We start from the raw sequence: 16,488 nt of genomic DNA, 5'->3' as shown, positions 1-16,488 counted from the left end.
TCAGGCGCGGAATGCATGTCGGGCTGCTCCTCGAAGCAGCCACAGGTGGTGCGGCATCATAAGTGCAGCATCGAATGCGCAATACCCAAACGAAGACGGTAGACAAGCATGAATCTCCACGAATATCAGGGTAAGCAGCTGTTCGCTGAATACGGCCTGCCCGTATCCAAGGGCTTCGCAGTAGACACCCCAGAAGAAGCAGCAGCAGCTTGCGAAAAAATCGGCGGTACTGAGTGGGTTGTTAAAGCCCAGGTCCACGCTGGTGGTCGCGGTAAAGCGGGCGGCGTGAAGCTGGTCAAGAGCAAAGAAGACGCCAAGGCTTTCGCAGCCAACTGGCTGGGCAAGCGTCTGGTAACTTATCAGACAGACGCCAACGGTCAGCCGGTTAGCAAGATTCTGGTTGAATCGTGCACTGATATCGACAAAGAACTGTATCTGGGCGCGGTAGTAGATCGCTCCAGCCGTCGCATCGTGTTCATGGCCTCGACTGAAGGCGGCGTGGACATCGAGAAAGTGGCTCACGATACCCCTGAGAAAATCCTCAAGGCGACTATCGATCCGCTGGTTGGCGCTCAGCCATTCCAGGGCCGCGAGCTGGCTTTCCAGCTGGGCCTGAAAGGCGACCAGATCAAGCAGTTCACTCAGATCTTCGTTGGTCTGGCCAAGCTGTTCCAGGACTACGACCTGGCTCTGCTGGAAGTGAACCCGCTGGTAATCAAGGCTGACGGCAATCTGCACTGCCTGGACGCCAAGATCAACATCGACAGCAACGCCATGTACCGTCAGCCTAAGCTGCGCGCTATGCATGACCCGTCGCAGGATGATCCGCGCGAAGCTCACGCTGCCAAGTTCGAACTGAACTACGTTGCCCTTGAAGGCAACATCGGCTGCATGGTCAACGGCGCTGGTCTGGCCATGGGCACCATGGACATCGTTAACCTGCACGGCGGCCAGCCGGCTAACTTCCTTGACGTTGGCGGCGGTGCTACCAAAGAGCGCGTTACCGAAGCGTTCAAGATCATCCTGTCCGATGACAATGTTAAAGCCGTACTGGTTAACATTTTCGGCGGTATCGTTCGTTGCGACATGATTGCTGAAGGCATCATCGGCGCAGTGAAAGAAGTCGGCGTTAAAATTCCGGTTGTTGTTCGCCTTGAAGGTAACAACGCTGAGCTGGGCGCTAAAGTCCTGGCTGAAAGTGGCCTGAACATCATCGCGGCAACCAGCTTGACCGACGCTGCTCAGCAAGTCGTCAAAGCTGCGGAGGGCAAATAATGAGCGTCCTGATCAATAAAGATACCAAAGTAATCTGCCAGGGCTTCACCGGCTCGCAGGGTACTTTCCACTCTGAACAAGCCATTGCTTATGGCACTCAGATGGTTGGCGGCGTAACACCGGGCAAGGGTGGCACTTCTCACCTGGGCCTGCCAGTGTTCAACACTGTTAAAGAAGCTGTAGAAACCACTGGCGCAACTGCCAGCGTTATCTACGTACCGGCTCCATTCTGCAAGGACTCGATCCTGGAAGCAGCAATGGGCGGTATCAAGCTGATCGTTTGCATTACCGAAGGTATTGCAACCATCGACATGCTTGAAGCCAAAGTTAAGTGTGACGAGCTGGGCGTTGTCCTGATCGGTCCTAACTGCCCAGGCGTTATCACTCCGGGCGAGTGCAAGATCGGCATCATGCCAGGCCACATCCACTTGCCAGGCAAAGTCGGTATCGTTTCGCGTTCCGGCACCCTGACTTACGAAGCTGTTAAGCAGACTACTGATGCTGGTTTCGGTCAGTCGACTTGCGTTGGTATCGGTGGTGACCCGATCCCAGGTTCTAACTTCATCGACATCCTGAAGCTGTTCCAGGAAGACCCGAAGACCGAAGCGATCGTGATGATCGGTGAGATCGGCGGTTCGGCTGAAGAAGAAGCTGCAGCGTTCATCAAAGCCAATGTGACCAAGCCTGTTGTGTCCTACATCGCTGGTGTTACCGCTCCTGCGGGCAAGCGTATGGGCCACGCCGGTGCAATCATCTCTGGCGGCAAGGGCACTGCAGACGAGAAGTTTGCTGCTCTGCAAGACGCCGGTGTTAAAACCGTGCGTTCCCTGGCTGACATCGGCAAAGCCCTGGCTGAGCTGACTGGCTGGGAAGTCAAAAAAGCTTAATTGCTTTGTTGATTAGAAAGAGGCCACCTTCGGGTGGCCTTTTTTGTGGGCGTTTGCGCGATTAATGTCGGCCATGCGACAAGCGGCTGCAGTAATTCGACAGTCCGACCAGTCTAACTGCCGTCAAATCGCTAATTTCGTTAGTATTGCAACTATCAACCCGTCAGTCCCTTCACAAGAGTGACTCGGCGTTTTAGTGGTCTTGCCTATTCGGCTCGACGACGTTTCCCCGATCCCTCGGGAAACCCTCGGAACTCATTATTTTCTGCATGTGGTATTCCCCTCTATGACTCGTTTGAAAGGCTCGGACCTTCTGGCCCTCGGCTTCATGACTTTTGCGTTGTTCCTTGGCGCAGGCAACATTATCTTCCCACCCAGCGCCGGTATGGCTGCGGGTAGCAACATGGGATTGGCAGCCTTTGGCTTCCTCCTCACAGGTGTTGGCTTGCCTTTGCTGACCATCGTCGCGCTGGCGCGTGTGGGTGGCGGTATGGCGTTGCTTACTGCACCACTGGGAAAAACGGCAGGGCTGGCCTTTGCTGTGGCGGTTTATCTGACTATCGGCCCTTTGTTTGCCACGCCTCGCACGGCGGTGACCTCGTTTGAAATCGGCCTCGCGCCGTTCATTGGCGAGAGCAGCATGGCGCTGTTTGCCTACACCGCGGCCTTCTTTGCCGCAGTGATCTTCCTGTCGCTAAACCCCGGCCAGTTGGTCGACCGCATCGGTAAGTTCATCACCCCGATCCTGCTTGCCGCGCTGTTGGTGTTGGGCGCAGCGGCGGTGTTCGTGCCTGCCGGCAGCGTCGGCAGTGTTTCCCCGGCTTACCAGTCGACGCCGATGGTGCAGGGCTTTCTTCAGGGTTACCTGACCATGGATACGCTCGGTGCACTGGTGTTCGGCATCGTGATTGCGACCGCTATCCGCGATCGTGGCGTGACGGACAGCAAGTTGATCACCCGCTACTCGATCATCGCCGGTTTGATTGCCGCTGTAGGCTTGTCGCTGGTTTATCTGGCGTTCTTTTATCTCGGCGCTACCAGCCAGGGTATTGCTGCCGACGCTCAAAATGGTGGGCAGATCCTCACCGCGTATGTGCAGCACACCTTCGGTCTTTATGGCAGCCTGTTGCTGGCTGTGGTTATCACGCTGGCGTGTCTCACCACCGCGGTAGGCCTGATCACAGCCTGTGGCGAGTTCTTCAGTGAGTTGCTGCCGGTTTCTTACCGCAACGTAGTGCTGTTGCTCGGCGTGTTCAGCTTGCTGGTTGCCAATCAGGGCCTCACGCAACTGATCAGCGTTTCGGTGCCGGTGCTGGTAGGCCTGTATCCACTTGCTATCGTGTTGATTGCCCTGAGTCTGCTCGACAAACTCTGGCTCAGCTCGCGCCGGGTGTTCGTGCCGGTGATGTTGGTTACCCTGGTGTTTGGTCTGGTTGATGGCTTCGCGGCCGCAGGCTTCACCCAGTTGGTGCCAGAGCTGTTCACTCGCTTACCGTTGGCCGAGCAAAGCCTGGGTTGGCTGATTCCGGTATTGGTAACCCTGCTGGCTGCGGTTGCTTATGACCGCTTTGCCGGGCAACCCGCTGGCGCATTAGCCAAGTAAACGTCGCAAGCATCAAGGCCGCTCTTAGTAGCGGCCTTTTTGTTGGACACAGTTTTTTCAGGGCTGGCTATAATCGGCGCAGGTTTAGAAGGAGTTTCCATGCCGATTAGCAGTACTGAATGGGTTCATTTGCTCGCCGTTGTCTGGTTTGTGTTCTGCTGGGTGGGCTACACCCGTTATTCACACGCAAAGGCCGCTACCACACCTTGTCTTGCCAGCGTGTTGCATCTCTATCGGGAAGACTGGATGCGCCGCATGTTGCTGCGCGATAACCGAATTGCCGATGCCAGCGTAATTGGCAACCTTGAGCGCAACGCCTCGTTCTTTGCCTCCAGCACCCTGATTATTCTCGCCGGTATCCTCACTGTGCTCGGTTCATCAGACCGGGCATTGTCGCTGTTGGCTGACCTGCCATTTGTTGAGGCGGCGAGTCGTGAGATGTCCGAGATCAAGTTGCTCTGCCTTGGCGTGGTCTTTGTCTACGCCTTTTTTACCTTCAGTTGGTGCATGCGTCAGTACAACTTTGCGGCGGTATTGGTCGGTTCGGCGCCAATGCTGGGAGAGCGCCATGTAACCGAGCAAGAGCGCAAAGCTTTCGCTGATCGTGCTGCCCGGGTGATTTCAATGGCCGCCAACCAGTTCAACTATGGCTTGCGCGCCTATTACTTCGGCATGGCAACCTTGTCCTGGTTTATTAACCCCTGGTTTTTCATGATCGTGACTACAGGTGTGGTCATGATCTTGTATCGCCGTGAGTTCCACTCTGATGTATTAGAGGTCATGGTTTACACCCAAACCCCTTCTTTCGAACCTGCCAACAAGGAAAAAACCGAATGAGCCTGCCATTTTGGTGCGTGTTTATCAGTGCGTTGTTGATTTATATCGCCAAGGCGCCTGTAGCCAAGGCCATGCAAGCCGAGAGTGGGACTTACGACAATCATCATCCGCGGGCGCAGCAGGCACGCCTTACAGGCTTTGGTGCACGGGCGCTGGCAGCGCACATGAACAGTTTTGAGGCATTCCCGATTTTCGCTGCGGCTGTACTCATGGCGCACGTGACGCAAACTCAGGGTTATCTGGTAGACACCCTGGCGATTGTTTTCGTCGTCAGCCGAGTTTTGTATCTGATTTGTTACTGGTGTGACTGGCACTGGCAGCGCAGTGTGGTTTGGGCCGTCGGCTTAATCAGCAGCCTGCTGTTGATGCTCACGCCAGCGCTTTAACCGGCGCAAACTAAAAGGCCCGCATAATGCGGGCCTTTTAGTACTTAAGGACGTTATTCCTTAACCGCGTCCTTGGCTTCTTCGCTCGCTTCGTTCATTGAGTCGGCGGCATCATCCATTGCGTCACCCATTTTTTCACCGGCTTCATCGGCGCTGTCCATGGCGGCATTTGCTTTGTCTTTCATCGCGTCGCCAGTTTCTTTGGCTGCATCGCTAATAGCTTCGCCACTTTCTTTAGCAGCGTCAGACATTTTCTCGGCAGCTGCAGCGGCAGACTCCTTGGCATCTTCCATCTTGTCTTCCGGAGTTTTTTCGCAAGCAGCCATCGCTAAAGTTGCGGCGAGCAGCAGGGCATAGCTAAAAGGTTTTTGCACGGTTAGTACTCCTTATAAGTATCAAATTAGCCGGTTACAGCTTCAGCTTAGCCGTTTGAACGCAATCTGCCTGTCGAAGTTCCGTGCGCTGCCGAGCAAAAGATGGCTAGAGATCAGCGCTCATGTCGCACAAGCGCCTGTCATGGCGTTATTATCGGCGCCCTGTTTTTTGCACCCACAAGGCTTTCCAGATGAGCGATACGCTTATATTTGAGCGCGCGCAGCGCTTCCTGAGTGCGTTGCGCCATTGTCAGGTACTCGGCTTGCAAGTGTGCAGCGCCGATCCGCAGGGGCTCACCATGCGCCTGCCTTACAGCTCGGATATCGTCGGCAATCCGCAAACCGGTGTGATTCACGGCGGCGCGATTACCACTCTGATGGACACTACCTGTGGTATCGCGACTGTTTGCGTATTGCCGGACTTCGAGATCTGCCCAACGCTGGATCTGCGCGTGGACTACATGCACCCGGCGGAACCGCACAAAGATGTATTCGGTTTTGCCGAGTGCTACCGCGTTACACCGACCATTATTTTCACCCGCGGCTACGCCTATCAGGATGATCCTGCGCACCCCATTGCGCATGTCGTCGGTACGTTCATGCGCCTCGGCAGCGGCGCCGTCAAGAGCGGTCCTGGCGCGCTGGCAAAAGGGGCAGGGCAATGAGTGATTTCGACTTGGCTGCCAATGTTACCCACGCGCATGAGTCGAACGACTATGGCGCGTTGATCAGTCTTTTTCCCTACGCCAAATTGCTCGGTATCGAAGGGCTGCCACTCGGCGATGAGGTGGTGTTCCGCCTGCCTGCGAACAAAGATAACATCGGCAATCCGGTACTCCCGGCGCTGCACGGCGGGGTCATTGCGGGATTTATGGAACACTCTGCAATGCTGCATTTGCTGATGATAATGGGCACCACACACTTTCCCAAAATCATCGACTTCTCGATAGATTATCTGCGTGCCGGGCATTACCGTGACACCTACGCGCAGTGCCAAGTATGGCGTCAGGGTAAGCGTGTAGCCAACGTGGCGATCACCGCCTGGCAGACCAATCGGGCAGAGCCGATTGCAACGGCGCGGGCGCATTTCAAAGTGGATGAAGCCTGATATTTTTCCGCAGTGCATGCAGACAATAGTTAAGGATGTATGAATGGATGCTTTGCTAATACTCGCAGGCTTGCTGCTGATTCTGGCAGGCTTGGCCTGGCTGGTTATCAGAGCGTTCAGTACGAGTTTGTTGTGGGGCTGGGCGAGCCTGTTGCCGCCGCTGACACTGCTCTTTGTACTCCTTAAATGGCGCGCTGCTCGTCAGCCGATCGGCCTGGGCGCGCTGGGGTTCATCCCCCTTATCGTGGGATTGGCGATGCTCGGGCATCAGGACCCGCAACGTATCAATGAAATCCTCAGTCTCAAGTGGCTGCAATCCGAACAGCAAGGGCCGTCCGAGCTGTCGATCAAATTGCACGGCACGCTCAACGGCCAGCCATTCAGCCCGCAACAAGGCGAATTGATCGGTGGCGTGCTGACTTTGCGTGAAGGCCATGATTTTTATGCGCGCCGCGAATTAATCATTCGCTTGCCGGAATCGATGCGCAACGCCACACGGATAGATGTGCTGCCCACCGATACAGGCCCATTGCCTGAAATCGAGCTTAACTGGCTGCTGCCTGAGCAGGACTTGCCCGAGGCGAGGCTGCTACGTAACGGCTACACATTGCACGCCGATTTAAAGCCCTTGGCGCCGAACAAGTTTGAGGGCGAACTGCATCTGGTGTTGCCGCCGGGTTACAAGACCTCGCTCGATGGTCATGTAGAGCTTTATCGCAATGGCTTGCGTTATGTGGACGGCCGAGTCGACCGCCAGTTCGACTCGAACGACACCGTGGCTTATGTGCTCAATGATTACCTGCAACGCCGCTTCGCCACAGCCGACGTTCAGCTTGATCCCTTGCCGGTTGTGAGCTTTAGCCAAAACACTCTGGCGCTCAACGCTTCGGCGACTATCAACGGTGTAGCGCGGCAGTTGCCGGTTACCCTGCGTAAATTCCCTATGCGCGGCTGGGCTGTGAGTGATGACCGTTACCCGGCGCTTGCACAACCTGAGGCCACAGCGCCTGAGCCAGCCAGTACTCAGCCGCTACCCGCTGCGCTGCAAAGCAGTGCGGATGCGCCGCGTATCGATCGTCGCGAGAATTTCTCTCTCAAAGGGCTTTTGCGCAGTCCTGACCGCTACCGCAACCTCAATCTGCGAGTGACTAACTTGCAGGGCAACACGGCGAAGGGCAGGTTTATCGGTATTGATGGCGAAGGTAATTTGCAGCTCAAGCGTCGTCTGAATGGCGCTGGCGAGGCAACCTTCACCTTTAGCCCGACAGACATCGCCGAGATCGTGCTTCTCGAGCCTTGAGGGCGCAATTGGGGCAGGCTTAACGCTTTTGCGTAAAAGTTTGCCCGCTGTTGATGCTAAACACTTGAAATGCTTGCGAATGGCCCCATTTCAATGACATCCGCCAACGTTGCGGCCTAGTCATCAATGTGGAGTTAAATGACCATGAGTGTGGAAACTCAAAAAGAAACCCTGGGCTTCCAGACAGAGGTAAAGCAGCTGCTGCACCTCATGATCCATTCGCTTTACTCGAACAAGGAAATCTTCCTTCGTGAGTTGATTTCCAACGCGTCCGACGCCACAGACAAGCTGCGTTTTGAGGCGCTTGCCAAGCCAGAGCTGCTTGAAGGCGGTGCGGACCTGAAGATCCGCGTGAGCTTCGACAAAGAAGCCAAGACCGTGACCATCGAAGACAACGGCATCGGCATGAGCCGCGAAGATGCTATTACCCACTTGGGCACAATTGCCAAGTCGGGCACGTCCGAGTTCATGAAGAACCTCACGGGCGACCAGAAAAAAGATTCTCACCTGATCGGCCAGTTCGGTGTCGGCTTCTACTCAGCCTTCATCGTAGCCGACAAGGTTGAAGTGTTCAGCCGTCGCGCCGGTCTGCCAGCGGCAGAAGGCGTGCATTGGTCTTCACGTGGTGAGGGCGAATTTGAAGTTGCCACCATCGACAAGGCCGAGCGTGGTTCACGCATCGTGCTGCACCTCAAGGAAGGTGAAGCAGAGTTCGCGGATGGCTGGCGCCTGCGCAACGTCATCAAAAAGTATTCCGATCACATCGCCCTGCCAATCGAGTTGCCGAAAGAGGCTACTGGTGAGGAAGAGGCGCCGGCAGAGCTTGAGTGGGAAACCGTTAACCGTGCCAGCGCACTGTGGACCCGTCCACGCACCGAGATCAAGGACGAGGAATACCAGGAGTTCTACAAGCATGTAGGCCATGACTTCGAGAACCCGCTGAGCTGGAGCCACAACAAGGTTGAAGGCAAGCTTGAGTACACCTCACTGCTTTACGTGCCAGGTCGCGCGCCGTTCGATCTGTATCAGCGTGAAGCGCCGCGTGGTCTCAAGTTGTATGTTCAGCGCGTGTTCATCATGGATCAGGCAGACGAGTTCCTGCCGCTGTACCTGCGCTTCATCAAAGGCGTGGTCGACTCCAATGATCTGTCACTGAACGTCTCGCGCGAAATCCTGCAGAAGGATCCGGTGATCGACTCCATGAAGTCGGCGCTGACCAAGCGTTCGCTCGACATGATCGAGAAACTGGCGAAGAACGAGCCTGAGCAATACAAGGCGTTCTGGAAAAACTTCGGTCAGGTACTCAAGGAAGGCCCGGCAGAGGATTTCGCCAATAAAGAGAAAATCGCCGGTTTGCTGCGCTTTGCCTCAACGGCAGAAGGCGAGGGCGAGCAGGTGGTCTCGTTGGCAGACTACATTGGCCGCATGAAAGACGGTCAGGACAAAATCTACTACCTCACGGGTGAGTCGTACGCGCAGGTCAAGAACAGCCCGCACCTTGAAGTCTTCCGCAAGAAAGGCATCGAAGTGCTGTTGCTCACCGACCGCATTGACGAGTGGCTGATGAGCTACCTGACCGAGTTCGACGGCAAGTCGTTCATCGACGTCGCCCGTGGTGATCTCGACCTGGGCAAGCTTGATTCGGAAGAAGACAAGAAAGCTCAGGAAGAAGTCGCCAAAGCCAAAGAAGGCCTGACCGAGCGCTTGAAGGCGGCACTGGGCGAGCACGTAGCAGAAGTGCGTGTTTCTCACCGTCTGACCGACTCACCGGCGATTCTGGCAATTGGTGAGCAGGATCTTGGCTTGCAGATGCGCCAGATTCTCGAAGCCAGCGGTCAGAAAGTGCCTGAGTCGAAGCCGATCTTCGAGTTCAACCCGAGCCATCCGCTGATTGAGCGTCTGGATGCTGAAGCAGATGAAGACCGTTTCGGCGATCTCACGCACATCCTGTTCGATCAAGCTGCGTTGGCAGCGGGCGACAGCCTGAAAGATCCTGCGGCGTATGTGCAGCGCTTGAACAAGCTGCTGGTCGAGCTTTCTGCCTGATCAGTCGCGCCATCGAAAAGACCCGCTTCGGCGGGTTTTTTTGTGCCCGGGAAGCGCCGCTGCTTCGCTGTTCAATTAATGAGATGCTTTCTCAAGGGACTGTAATACATAGCAAAATTTGTCGGCCATGGTTGAACCCATATATTACAATTCGGTCTATAACTCGAATTATAAAAGTGGAGATTGCTGCAATGTCTAAGTACACATCCTTCCGTCGTCTGGCGGCCTGTTTAGCGGTATCTCAGGTGCTGTTTGCCGCGCAGGTGCCAATGGCAAATGCCTCCATGATTGGAACCGCTGAAGTGCTTGCCGGCCAGCAGCAACAGGTTGATCGCCAACAGTTGCTGAACATGCTCAGCGATCAGGGCGTGCAGGAAAAATTACAGTCACTGGGCGTCCCGCAAGATCAGGTCGCGACGCGCATCAACAGCCTGAGCAATGCTGAGCTGGCGCAGTTCAACCAGCGATTGCAGGAAGCGCCGGCGGGCTCCGGAGTGGTTGGCATTATTGTGCTGTTCTTCGTGATCTTCATTGTCACGGACATGCTTTGTGCAACGGACATCTTCAGCTTCGTAAAATGTATCAATCGCTAATGTTGCTGCGCGCGCTAGCCGTGCTCTCTGTCGTCGTGCTCGCCGGTTGCGCGAGCTCGCCGACATTATCGCCAGCCACTCAAAAATTGCCTGAGCGGGTAGAGCTCACCGCGGTGCCATTCTTTGCGCAGAGTGCGTATCAATGCGGTCCAGCTGCGTTGGCCACCATGCTCAACCAGCGCGGTCAGATAACCAGTCCGGGGCTGCTCAAAGACAAAGTCTATATCCCGGGCAGGGAAGGCAGCTTGCAGGTCGAGATGGTAGCGGCTGCGCGCTCGCATGATTTGCTGGTGTACCCGCTCAAGCCGCAACTGGATACGCTGCTGACTGAGGTCGCGGCGGGCAATCCGGTGCTGGTGTTGCAAAATCTGGGTTTTGACTGGTATCCGCAGTGGCACTTCGCGGTGGTGGTTGGCTTCGATTTGCGTGAGAAACATATCATTCTGCGTTCCGGCACCACTCGACGCCTGATCACCGACTTTGCAGGTTTTGATCAAAGTTGGGCGAAGGCCGAGCGCTGGGCCGTTGTGACCATGCCGGTCAATAAAGTACCTGCAACTGCCGAGGCGCATGCGTGGATCAAGGCCGCCAACGAGCTTGAGCAGACCGACCGTGCGCAAAGCGCTGCAACCGCGTATCGCACTGCAACCCAGCAGTGGCCCGATGAACCATTGGCCTGGTTTGCTCTGGCCAACAGCCGTTACGCGGCCGGCGATAAAAACGGCGCTGAAACAGCGCTGCGCACCAGTATCAAGCATGATCCGGCTTTTGCTGAAGGTTGGTTTAACCTCTCGCAAGTGCTGGCCGAGCAAAACTGTGCGCCAGCCGCTGAGCAAGCGGCGGCGTGCGCACGCCGGTTAGCGCCGGCAGACAAACGCTTCATGGCCAAACCAGCGACTTCGGTGTCGGCTAAACCTGCGCAATGTGCGGCGTTACCTGCATGCCCAGCGCATTGATCTGCTGGTAAAGAGGCAATAAAAAACGGCGCTATCGAGCGCCGTTTTTTATTCAGCCGGGGCGAATCAGAAGCCCAGCTTGTCACGCATGCTGTAGTACCAGGCGCCCATTGCGGTGAACGGTACGCGGAACAGGCGGCCACCCGGGAACGGGTAGTGCGGCAGCTCAGCGAATGCGTCAAAGCGCTCGGCCTGACCGCGCAGTGCTTCGGCAAGCACTTTACCGGCAAGGTGGGTGTAGGTGACGCCGTGGCCACTGCAACCCTGCGAGTAGTAAATGTTGTCACCCAGACGGCCAACTTGCGGCAGGCGCGACAGGGTCAGCAAGAAGTTACCGGTCCAGGCGTAATCGATCTTGACGTCTTTGAGCTGCGGGAAGGTTTTGAGCATGTTCGGGCGAATGATCGACTCGATGTCAGCCGGATCACGTGCGCCGTACACCACACCACCACCGAAGATCAGACGGTTGTCGCCGCTCAAGCGGTAGTAGTCGAGCAGGTAGTTACAGTCTTCAACGCAGTAGTCGGTCGGCAGCAGGCTTTTCGCCAGTTCGGCAGACAGCGGCTCGGTGGTAATAACCTGCGTGCCGCACGGCATCGACTTGGCAGACAGCTCAGGAATCAGGTCGCCCAGATACGCATTACCGGCAACCACCACAAACTTGGCCTTGACCCGACCTTTTGGCGTGTGCACAACCGGGTTGGCGCCGCGGTCAATACGGATGGCCGGGGACTGCTCATAAATGATGCCGCCCAGCGACTCAACGGCCGCTGCTTCGCCCAGCGCCAGGTTCAGCGGGTGGATGTGGCCGCCGCTCATGTCGAGCATGCCGCCCACATAGTTGTCAGTGCCAACAACTTCGCGGATGCGCTTGGCGTCCATCAATTCGAGTTGGGTGTGGCCGAAGCGCTCCCACAGTTTCTTCTGCGACTCAAGGTGCTTCATGTGCTTGTCGGTGTTAGCCGCAAACACGCCACCGTCTTTAAGGTCGCACTGAATGTTGTACTTGGCTACGCGCTCACGAATAATGCGGCCACCTTCAAACGCCATCTGGCCGAGCAATTGAGCCTGCTTGGGGCCAACAGTGCGCTCGATAACATCGATGTCGCGGCTGTAGCTGTTAACGATCTGGCCGCCGTTACGGCCCGATGCGCCAAAGCCAACCTTGGCAGCTTCAACGATGCTTACCTTGAAGCCGCTCTCCAGCAGAAACAGGGCAGTAGAGAGACCGGTGTAACCGGCACCTACGATGCACACATCGGTTTCGACTTCACCATTAAGCTCTGGGCGATCGGGAACCGGATTCGCTGATGCGGCGTAGTAGGATTGTGGATATGACGTGTGCGCCATTTTGGAACCTCTGTTCTTTATTTTTTACGAATATGCAAATGCTACCCGAGTTGGAATATGGCGGCTAGTGGCTGTGCAAAATATTAAACGCCGCTATAAGTGGAAAAATTGCATTTATTCAGACAGTTAGCGAAAAAACAGTTGACACATTTTCTCGCGCCAGTAGAATGCGCACCCATCGAAGGCACATAGCTCAGTTGGTTAGAGCACCACCTTGACATGGTGGGGGTCGTTGGTTCGAATCCAATTGTGCCTACCAATTCGAACCCGTCTAGTACGGGGCATAGAAGGGCGATCCGCAAGGGTCGCCCTTTTTCGTTTTCAATAGATTTTCAATATTTTTGCAAAACGAATGTGGCGTCCTAAAATTTCAGGTCGGCACCAACCCTTAAATATTCCACTCCCTTCTGATCGTGGCCAGCCTGATAGTGCTCGGTCATCTTCACGTCAGCGTGCCCCTTGAACGCCTGATTGAATGCCTTCTTGGATTCTCGTCTCAGTCTGCCTGTGAGCGACACATCGCTCGGTGCTGCTGCTTGGCGGTTGGGCGTTCACCGATGAAACCGTTGTCGGTGCCATTAAAGCTATCCACTCGCGCATAGCGTTCGACCTTATCAACTCCATATTAGTTGACTACGACAATCTGGCCTTCCAGTTGGAATGGTCTAGAGTTCAATTGCTCAACTGCGGCACTTTATTGATGCAATGCAACCTTGAAGTGAAATGGTTTAGCTAATGCTCTGAAAGTGAGAAATGACAGATATTTGGGTCGTAAGACTGTGCAGCTTGTTTCACAGGCCTCCCTGAAGATGTTGTGTGCAGTGAAGCTATTGGCGAGGTTGTCAGGCAACCGTTTTAATCGGCGCAGTAGCCTATGGGCTAGCAGCAACGTGTATGTGCGCCTGGCCGCAAGCTTATGGCTCCAGGCAATGTCGGCACCGGAGTTCTGCAAGGGCACTGTTGGCCTGAATGTTGACCCAAGGATAGAGGTAAACACTATGCGCGACCGTAGTTCTTATTTAGCAAACAAACCTTTGCGAGCAGCTGCACTCGCGCTCGCTGTGATCATCACTGGCGTTACATCGCAGGCTTACGGAGCGGAGGAAGGAGGAGCCAAGGGTAAGCCAAATATCCTCGTTATCATGGGAGATGATATCGGTTGGTTTAACACGAGCGCATACAACAGTGGGCTCATGGGATATCAGACACCAAATATCGACAGCATTGCCAAAGACGGCATGCGCTTCACTGATGCGTATGGCCAACAGAGTTGCACCGCAGGCCGTGCGGCGTTTATCACCGGGCAGTCGCCCAAACGTACCGGGCTACTCAAGATCGGAATGCCTGGAGATCCAAATGGATTAAGCAGTAAAGACCCAACTATCGCTGAGATTCTAAAGCCAATGGGTTATGCGACGGGACAGTTCGGCAAGAATCACCTGGGTGATCTTGATGAGTTTCTGCCCACTAATCATGGTTTCGATGAGTTTTTTGGCAATCTCTATCATCTGAACGCTGAAGAAGAGCCCGAGAATCCGGCGTATCCAAAAGATCCGGAGTTCCGTAAGAAATTCGGCCCACGTGGCGTTATGAAGGCGAGCGCAGATGGCAAGATAGAGGATACCGGCGCTTTAACCAAAAAACGTATGGAAACCATCGATGAGGAGTTTCTTGCCGCCACTGAGAATTTTATTGAGCGTCAGCAGAAAGCCAAAAAGCCTTGGTTTGTCTGGTTCAACACCACGCGCATGCATATCTTCACCCACCTCAAAGCTGAAAGTGAGGGGGTGACAGGTCGCGGTGTATACGCCGACGGTATGGTTGAGCATGACAAGATGATCGGCCGTTTACTCGCCAAACTTAAGGAAACGGGGGCCGAAGAAAATACCATCGTTATCTACACAACCGACAATGGTGCAGAAAAATTCAGCTGGCCTGACGGGGGTACGTCACCATTTCGGGGCGAGAAAGCCACAACATGGGAAGGCGGGATTCGGGTTCCGTTCATGATCAAGTGGCCTGGACATATAGACCCCGGTCAGGTTTCGAATGAAATTCTGTCGCTCGAAGATATGTTCCCAACCCTCGTTGCAGCAGCTGGAGAGCCCAACATTAAACAGAAGTTGCTTGATGGCTACACCGCTGGCGACAAGAAATTTAATGTCCACCTTGATGGTTACAATCTACTCAACAACATGACTGGTTCAGACACGGCTGAAAAATGGCCACGTAACGAGTATTTCGCCTGGGTTGATGATGGAACCCTCGGTGCAGTACGTTTTGGCGATTACAAGGCGCACTTCAGCACACAGGATCACGAAGGAATGCAGGCGTGGATGGCAGGCCAAACCCCTCGCAAAGCGCCTTTGTTTATTGATCTGCGAGCCGATCCATTTGAAATGGCACCTGTCGAGTCGTCCTACTACGACGATTGGGTTGTTCGCCGCATGTTTGCAATCGCGCCTACGGTGAAGGTCGTCCAAGACTTCATGGATACATTCAAAGACTATCCGCCTCGCCAAGAGTCGGGTTCATTTACCCCTAAACAATAGGCTGCAACGTCGACACCTGAGAGAAGTAGAACATAGGTTCGTTCATGCGCTGGTGGGCCTCAGCACAACTGGGGCCCACTCCCTTAAAGCAAGGCTGCGAACACGATATTTGCCTCGATATAGCCTCCCCGCGATATTGACGGTTTAGCCCGTACTACTGCCTATCCAATCAAGACTTGGCATAAGTGACTGTTGACCCTGCACTTCGCCGCTTCACTCAACAACATCTCTTTTTGACGACTCTGCCCTCACTTTGTGCTCGGCAAAGACTTGCGGTATTCCCTTGGCGTTTGCGCGTAAACATGACTGAAGTTTCTGCAGAACACCGTCGAGGAGGCGAAGCCTGCCTGTTCGGCGATTCGCTGTATCTGCAGGTCAGTTGATTGCAAAAGGCGGCGTGCGACCAGTAAGCGGTAGCGTGTCAGGTAGCGCATGGGCGTCATGCCGGTGGCGCTGAGGAATCGCCGGGACAATGTACGTGGGGTGACATTGAACTGCTTGGCCAGTTTTTCCAGTGAGATTTCTTCAGTGAAGCCAAGGCGTATTCTGTCCCTGGCCGCATCGACCAGCGTGTCATTGCAACTGGGTTCAAGAAACACAGGGAGCGGGGCGTCTTTATCTCTGATCGTGAAGTAATGCGAGGCAAGCTCTGCTGAACGGTCGCCTAAAAATCGTTGAATCAAAAGCAGCGTAACGTCGAAGGTCGCTGGAGTGGTTGAAGTGGTGATGATTCTGTCTGCTTCGATCATCTGCATTTTCGGATTTACCCTGATGCCAGGGTAGCGCTGGCGAAAGATGTTTTCCGATGCCCAGTGAATCGTGGTTTCCCGGCCATTCAACAGGCCCGCTTCGGCCAGGTAAAACACCCCAGTCACCAGACCTACTACGATACTGCCTTGAGCATGTTGCTCGCTGAGCCATTGAAGAGCAGGGCGCGCGCGTTCCAGGTTGTCCATCGACAGCCCCCAGACCGATGGCAGCACGACTACATCAAAGCGCTCGTCGTTCTCAGCAAAGTAGTGGGTGTCAAAGCGCAGGCCCGAAAAGCCAGTCACGGGCTGCTTGGTGCAGCGCAGGTAGCTAATGCTGAATCCCTTGAAGACGCTGTTTTGAAACAGCTTTGAATTCAACTCCATACCGTGAAAGACCTCCGTCATGCTGCTGATGGTGCTACTCCAGAACTGATCCGGAATCAGGCAGGCCACCTTGACGGCTCGCTGA

General features: G+C 54.9%; 15 protein-coding genes and 1 tRNA gene. 13 read left to right on the top strand and 3 right to left on the bottom strand.

The features are described from left to right. Positions 1–108 precede the first annotated feature (108 nt). From sucC to BM395_RS11990, 5 genes are all read left to right on the top strand, one after another. Entirely contained in the window at positions 109–1,275 is a 1,167-nt protein-coding gene (sucC, locus tag BM395_RS12010) for an ADP-forming succinate--CoA ligase subunit beta (protein ID WP_069900204.1), read from the top strand. Further along, positions 1,275–2,162 carry a succinate--CoA ligase subunit alpha gene (gene sucD / locus BM395_RS12005; protein WP_090512128.1) on the top strand — a complete coding sequence of 296 codons (888 nt, stop codon included), beginning with the start codon at positions 1,275–1,277 and terminating at the stop codon, positions 2,160–2,162. Before sucC ends, sucD begins: the two co-directional genes overlap by 1 nt. Positions 2,163–2,448: 286 nt before the next feature. Beyond that, positions 2,449–3,765, top strand: a complete 1,317-nt coding sequence (gene brnQ, locus BM395_RS12000; protein WP_069900206.1) for a branched-chain amino acid transport system II carrier protein — start codon at positions 2,449–2,451, stop codon at positions 3,763–3,765. A gap of 99 nt (positions 3,766–3,864) precedes the next feature. Then, a complete protein-coding gene (locus tag BM395_RS11995; RefSeq protein WP_069900207.1) occupies positions 3,865–4,602 on the top strand; it encodes a DUF599 domain-containing protein in 738 nt (245 codons plus the stop codon). Then, complete coding sequence (locus BM395_RS11990) at positions 4,599–4,988, top strand: MAPEG family protein (RefSeq protein ID WP_090512125.1); 390 nt, start codon at positions 4,599–4,601, stop codon at positions 4,986–4,988. Before BM395_RS11995 ends, BM395_RS11990 begins: the two co-directional genes overlap by 4 nt. Before the next feature lie 53 nt (positions 4,989–5,041). Here the strand turns inward: BM395_RS11990 and BM395_RS11985 are convergent, their stop codons facing one another. Then, positions 5,042–5,362, bottom strand: coding sequence for a hypothetical protein (locus BM395_RS11985; RefSeq protein ID WP_069900209.1), 321 nt, complete (start codon positions 5,360–5,362; stop codon positions 5,042–5,044). Between the two features lie 191 nt (positions 5,363–5,553). On the opposite strand from BM395_RS11985, the gene BM395_RS11980 reads away from it, so the two are divergent. The 6 genes from BM395_RS11980 to BM395_RS11955 all read left to right on the top strand — a co-directional run bounded on the left by BM395_RS11980 (position 5,554) and on the right by BM395_RS11955 (position 11,365). Further along, the gene (locus tag BM395_RS11980; protein WP_090512281.1) at positions 5,554–6,027 is read left to right on the top strand and encodes a PaaI family thioesterase; all 474 of its coding nucleotides are present in this window, start codon (positions 5,554–5,556) and stop codon (positions 6,025–6,027) included. After that, a complete protein-coding gene (locus BM395_RS11975; protein ID WP_090512123.1) occupies positions 6,024–6,470 on the top strand; it encodes a PaaI family thioesterase in 447 nt (148 codons plus the stop codon). Before BM395_RS11980 ends, BM395_RS11975 begins: the two co-directional genes overlap by 4 nt. 43 nt (positions 6,471–6,513) lie before the next feature. After that, a complete protein-coding gene (locus BM395_RS11970; RefSeq protein WP_090512120.1) occupies positions 6,514–7,770 on the top strand; it encodes an MFS transporter in 1,257 nt (418 codons plus the stop codon). A 144-nt stretch (positions 7,771–7,914) separates the two neighbouring features. Further along, the gene (gene htpG / locus BM395_RS11965) at positions 7,915–9,816 is read left to right on the top strand and encodes a molecular chaperone HtpG (protein ID WP_090512278.1); all 1,902 of its coding nucleotides are present in this window, start codon (positions 7,915–7,917) and stop codon (positions 9,814–9,816) included. Positions 9,817–10,007: 191 nt separating this feature from the next. Beyond that, on the top strand, positions 10,008–10,409 hold the full coding sequence (locus BM395_RS11960) for a PA2779 family protein (protein ID WP_090512117.1): 402 nt from the start codon (positions 10,008–10,010) through the stop codon (positions 10,407–10,409). Continuing rightward, on the top strand, positions 10,394–11,365 hold the full coding sequence (locus BM395_RS11955) for a PA2778 family cysteine peptidase (RefSeq protein ID WP_090512114.1): 972 nt from the start codon (positions 10,394–10,396) through the stop codon (positions 11,363–11,365). Before BM395_RS11960 ends, BM395_RS11955 begins: the two co-directional genes overlap by 16 nt. A gap of 66 nt (positions 11,366–11,431) precedes the next feature. On the opposite strand, the gene BM395_RS11950 is transcribed toward BM395_RS11955, so the two are convergent. Next, a complete protein-coding gene (locus BM395_RS11950; RefSeq protein ID WP_090512112.1) occupies positions 11,432–12,715 on the bottom strand; it encodes an NAD(P)/FAD-dependent oxidoreductase in 1,284 nt (427 codons plus the stop codon). A 182-nt stretch (positions 12,716–12,897) separates the two neighbouring features. Here BM395_RS11950 and BM395_RS11945 point away from each other — a divergent pair. Continuing rightward, positions 12,898–12,974: transfer RNA gene (locus BM395_RS11945), tRNA-Val, on the top strand. A gap of 739 nt (positions 12,975–13,713) precedes the next feature. Beyond that, a complete protein-coding gene (locus BM395_RS11930) occupies positions 13,714–15,267 on the top strand; it encodes an arylsulfatase (RefSeq protein ID WP_090512107.1) in 1,554 nt (517 codons plus the stop codon). A 248-nt stretch (positions 15,268–15,515) separates the two neighbouring features. On the opposite strand, the gene BM395_RS11925 is transcribed toward BM395_RS11930, so the two are convergent. Continuing rightward, positions 15,516–16,472 (bottom strand): GlxA family transcriptional regulator, encoded by a 957-nt coding sequence (locus tag BM395_RS11925; protein WP_170860589.1) that lies wholly within the window; start codon positions 16,470–16,472, stop codon positions 15,516–15,518. Positions 16,473–16,488 lie beyond the last annotated feature (16 nt).

The organism is Pseudomonas marincola (assembly GCF_900116605.1).
In the GTDB taxonomy this organism is placed as follows: Bacteria; Pseudomonadota; Gammaproteobacteria; order Pseudomonadales; family Pseudomonadaceae; genus Aquipseudomonas; species Aquipseudomonas marincola.
Note: the sequence above shows the minus strand (reverse complement) of the source record. Positions and strands in the feature narration are given on the sequence as shown.

Bases quoted from the DNA above. Each gene is read 5' to 3' on its own strand.
- BM395_RS11950 (WP_090512112.1), bottom strand. From the start codon at position 12,715: ATGGCGCACACGTCATATCCACAATCCTACTACGCCGCATCAGCGAAT.
- sucC (WP_069900204.1), top strand. From the start codon at position 109: ATGAATCTCCACGAATATCAGGGTAAGCAGCTGTTCGCTGAATACGGC.
- BM395_RS11960 (WP_090512117.1), top strand. From the start codon at position 10,008: ATGTCTAAGTACACATCCTTCCGTCGTCTGGCGGCCTGTTTAGCGGTA.
- BM395_RS11970 (WP_090512120.1), top strand. From the start codon at position 6,514: ATGGATGCTTTGCTAATACTCGCAGGCTTGCTGCTGATTCTGGCAGGC.
- htpG (WP_090512278.1), top strand. From the start codon at position 7,915: ATGAGTGTGGAAACTCAAAAAGAAACCCTGGGCTTCCAGACAGAGGTA.
- BM395_RS11955 (WP_090512114.1), top strand. From the start codon at position 10,394: ATGTATCAATCGCTAATGTTGCTGCGCGCGCTAGCCGTGCTCTCTGTC.
- BM395_RS11930 (WP_090512107.1), top strand. From the start codon at position 13,714: ATGCGCGACCGTAGTTCTTATTTAGCAAACAAACCTTTGCGAGCAGCT.
- sucD (WP_090512128.1), top strand. From the start codon at position 1,275: ATGAGCGTCCTGATCAATAAAGATACCAAAGTAATCTGCCAGGGCTTC.
- BM395_RS11995 (WP_069900207.1), top strand. From the start codon at position 3,865: ATGCCGATTAGCAGTACTGAATGGGTTCATTTGCTCGCCGTTGTCTGG.
- BM395_RS11975 (WP_090512123.1), top strand. From the start codon at position 6,024: ATGAGTGATTTCGACTTGGCTGCCAATGTTACCCACGCGCATGAGTCG.
- BM395_RS11990 (WP_090512125.1), top strand. From the start codon at position 4,599: ATGAGCCTGCCATTTTGGTGCGTGTTTATCAGTGCGTTGTTGATTTAT.
- BM395_RS11980 (WP_090512281.1), top strand. From the start codon at position 5,554: ATGAGCGATACGCTTATATTTGAGCGCGCGCAGCGCTTCCTGAGTGCG.
- brnQ (WP_069900206.1), top strand. From the start codon at position 2,449: ATGACTCGTTTGAAAGGCTCGGACCTTCTGGCCCTCGGCTTCATGACT.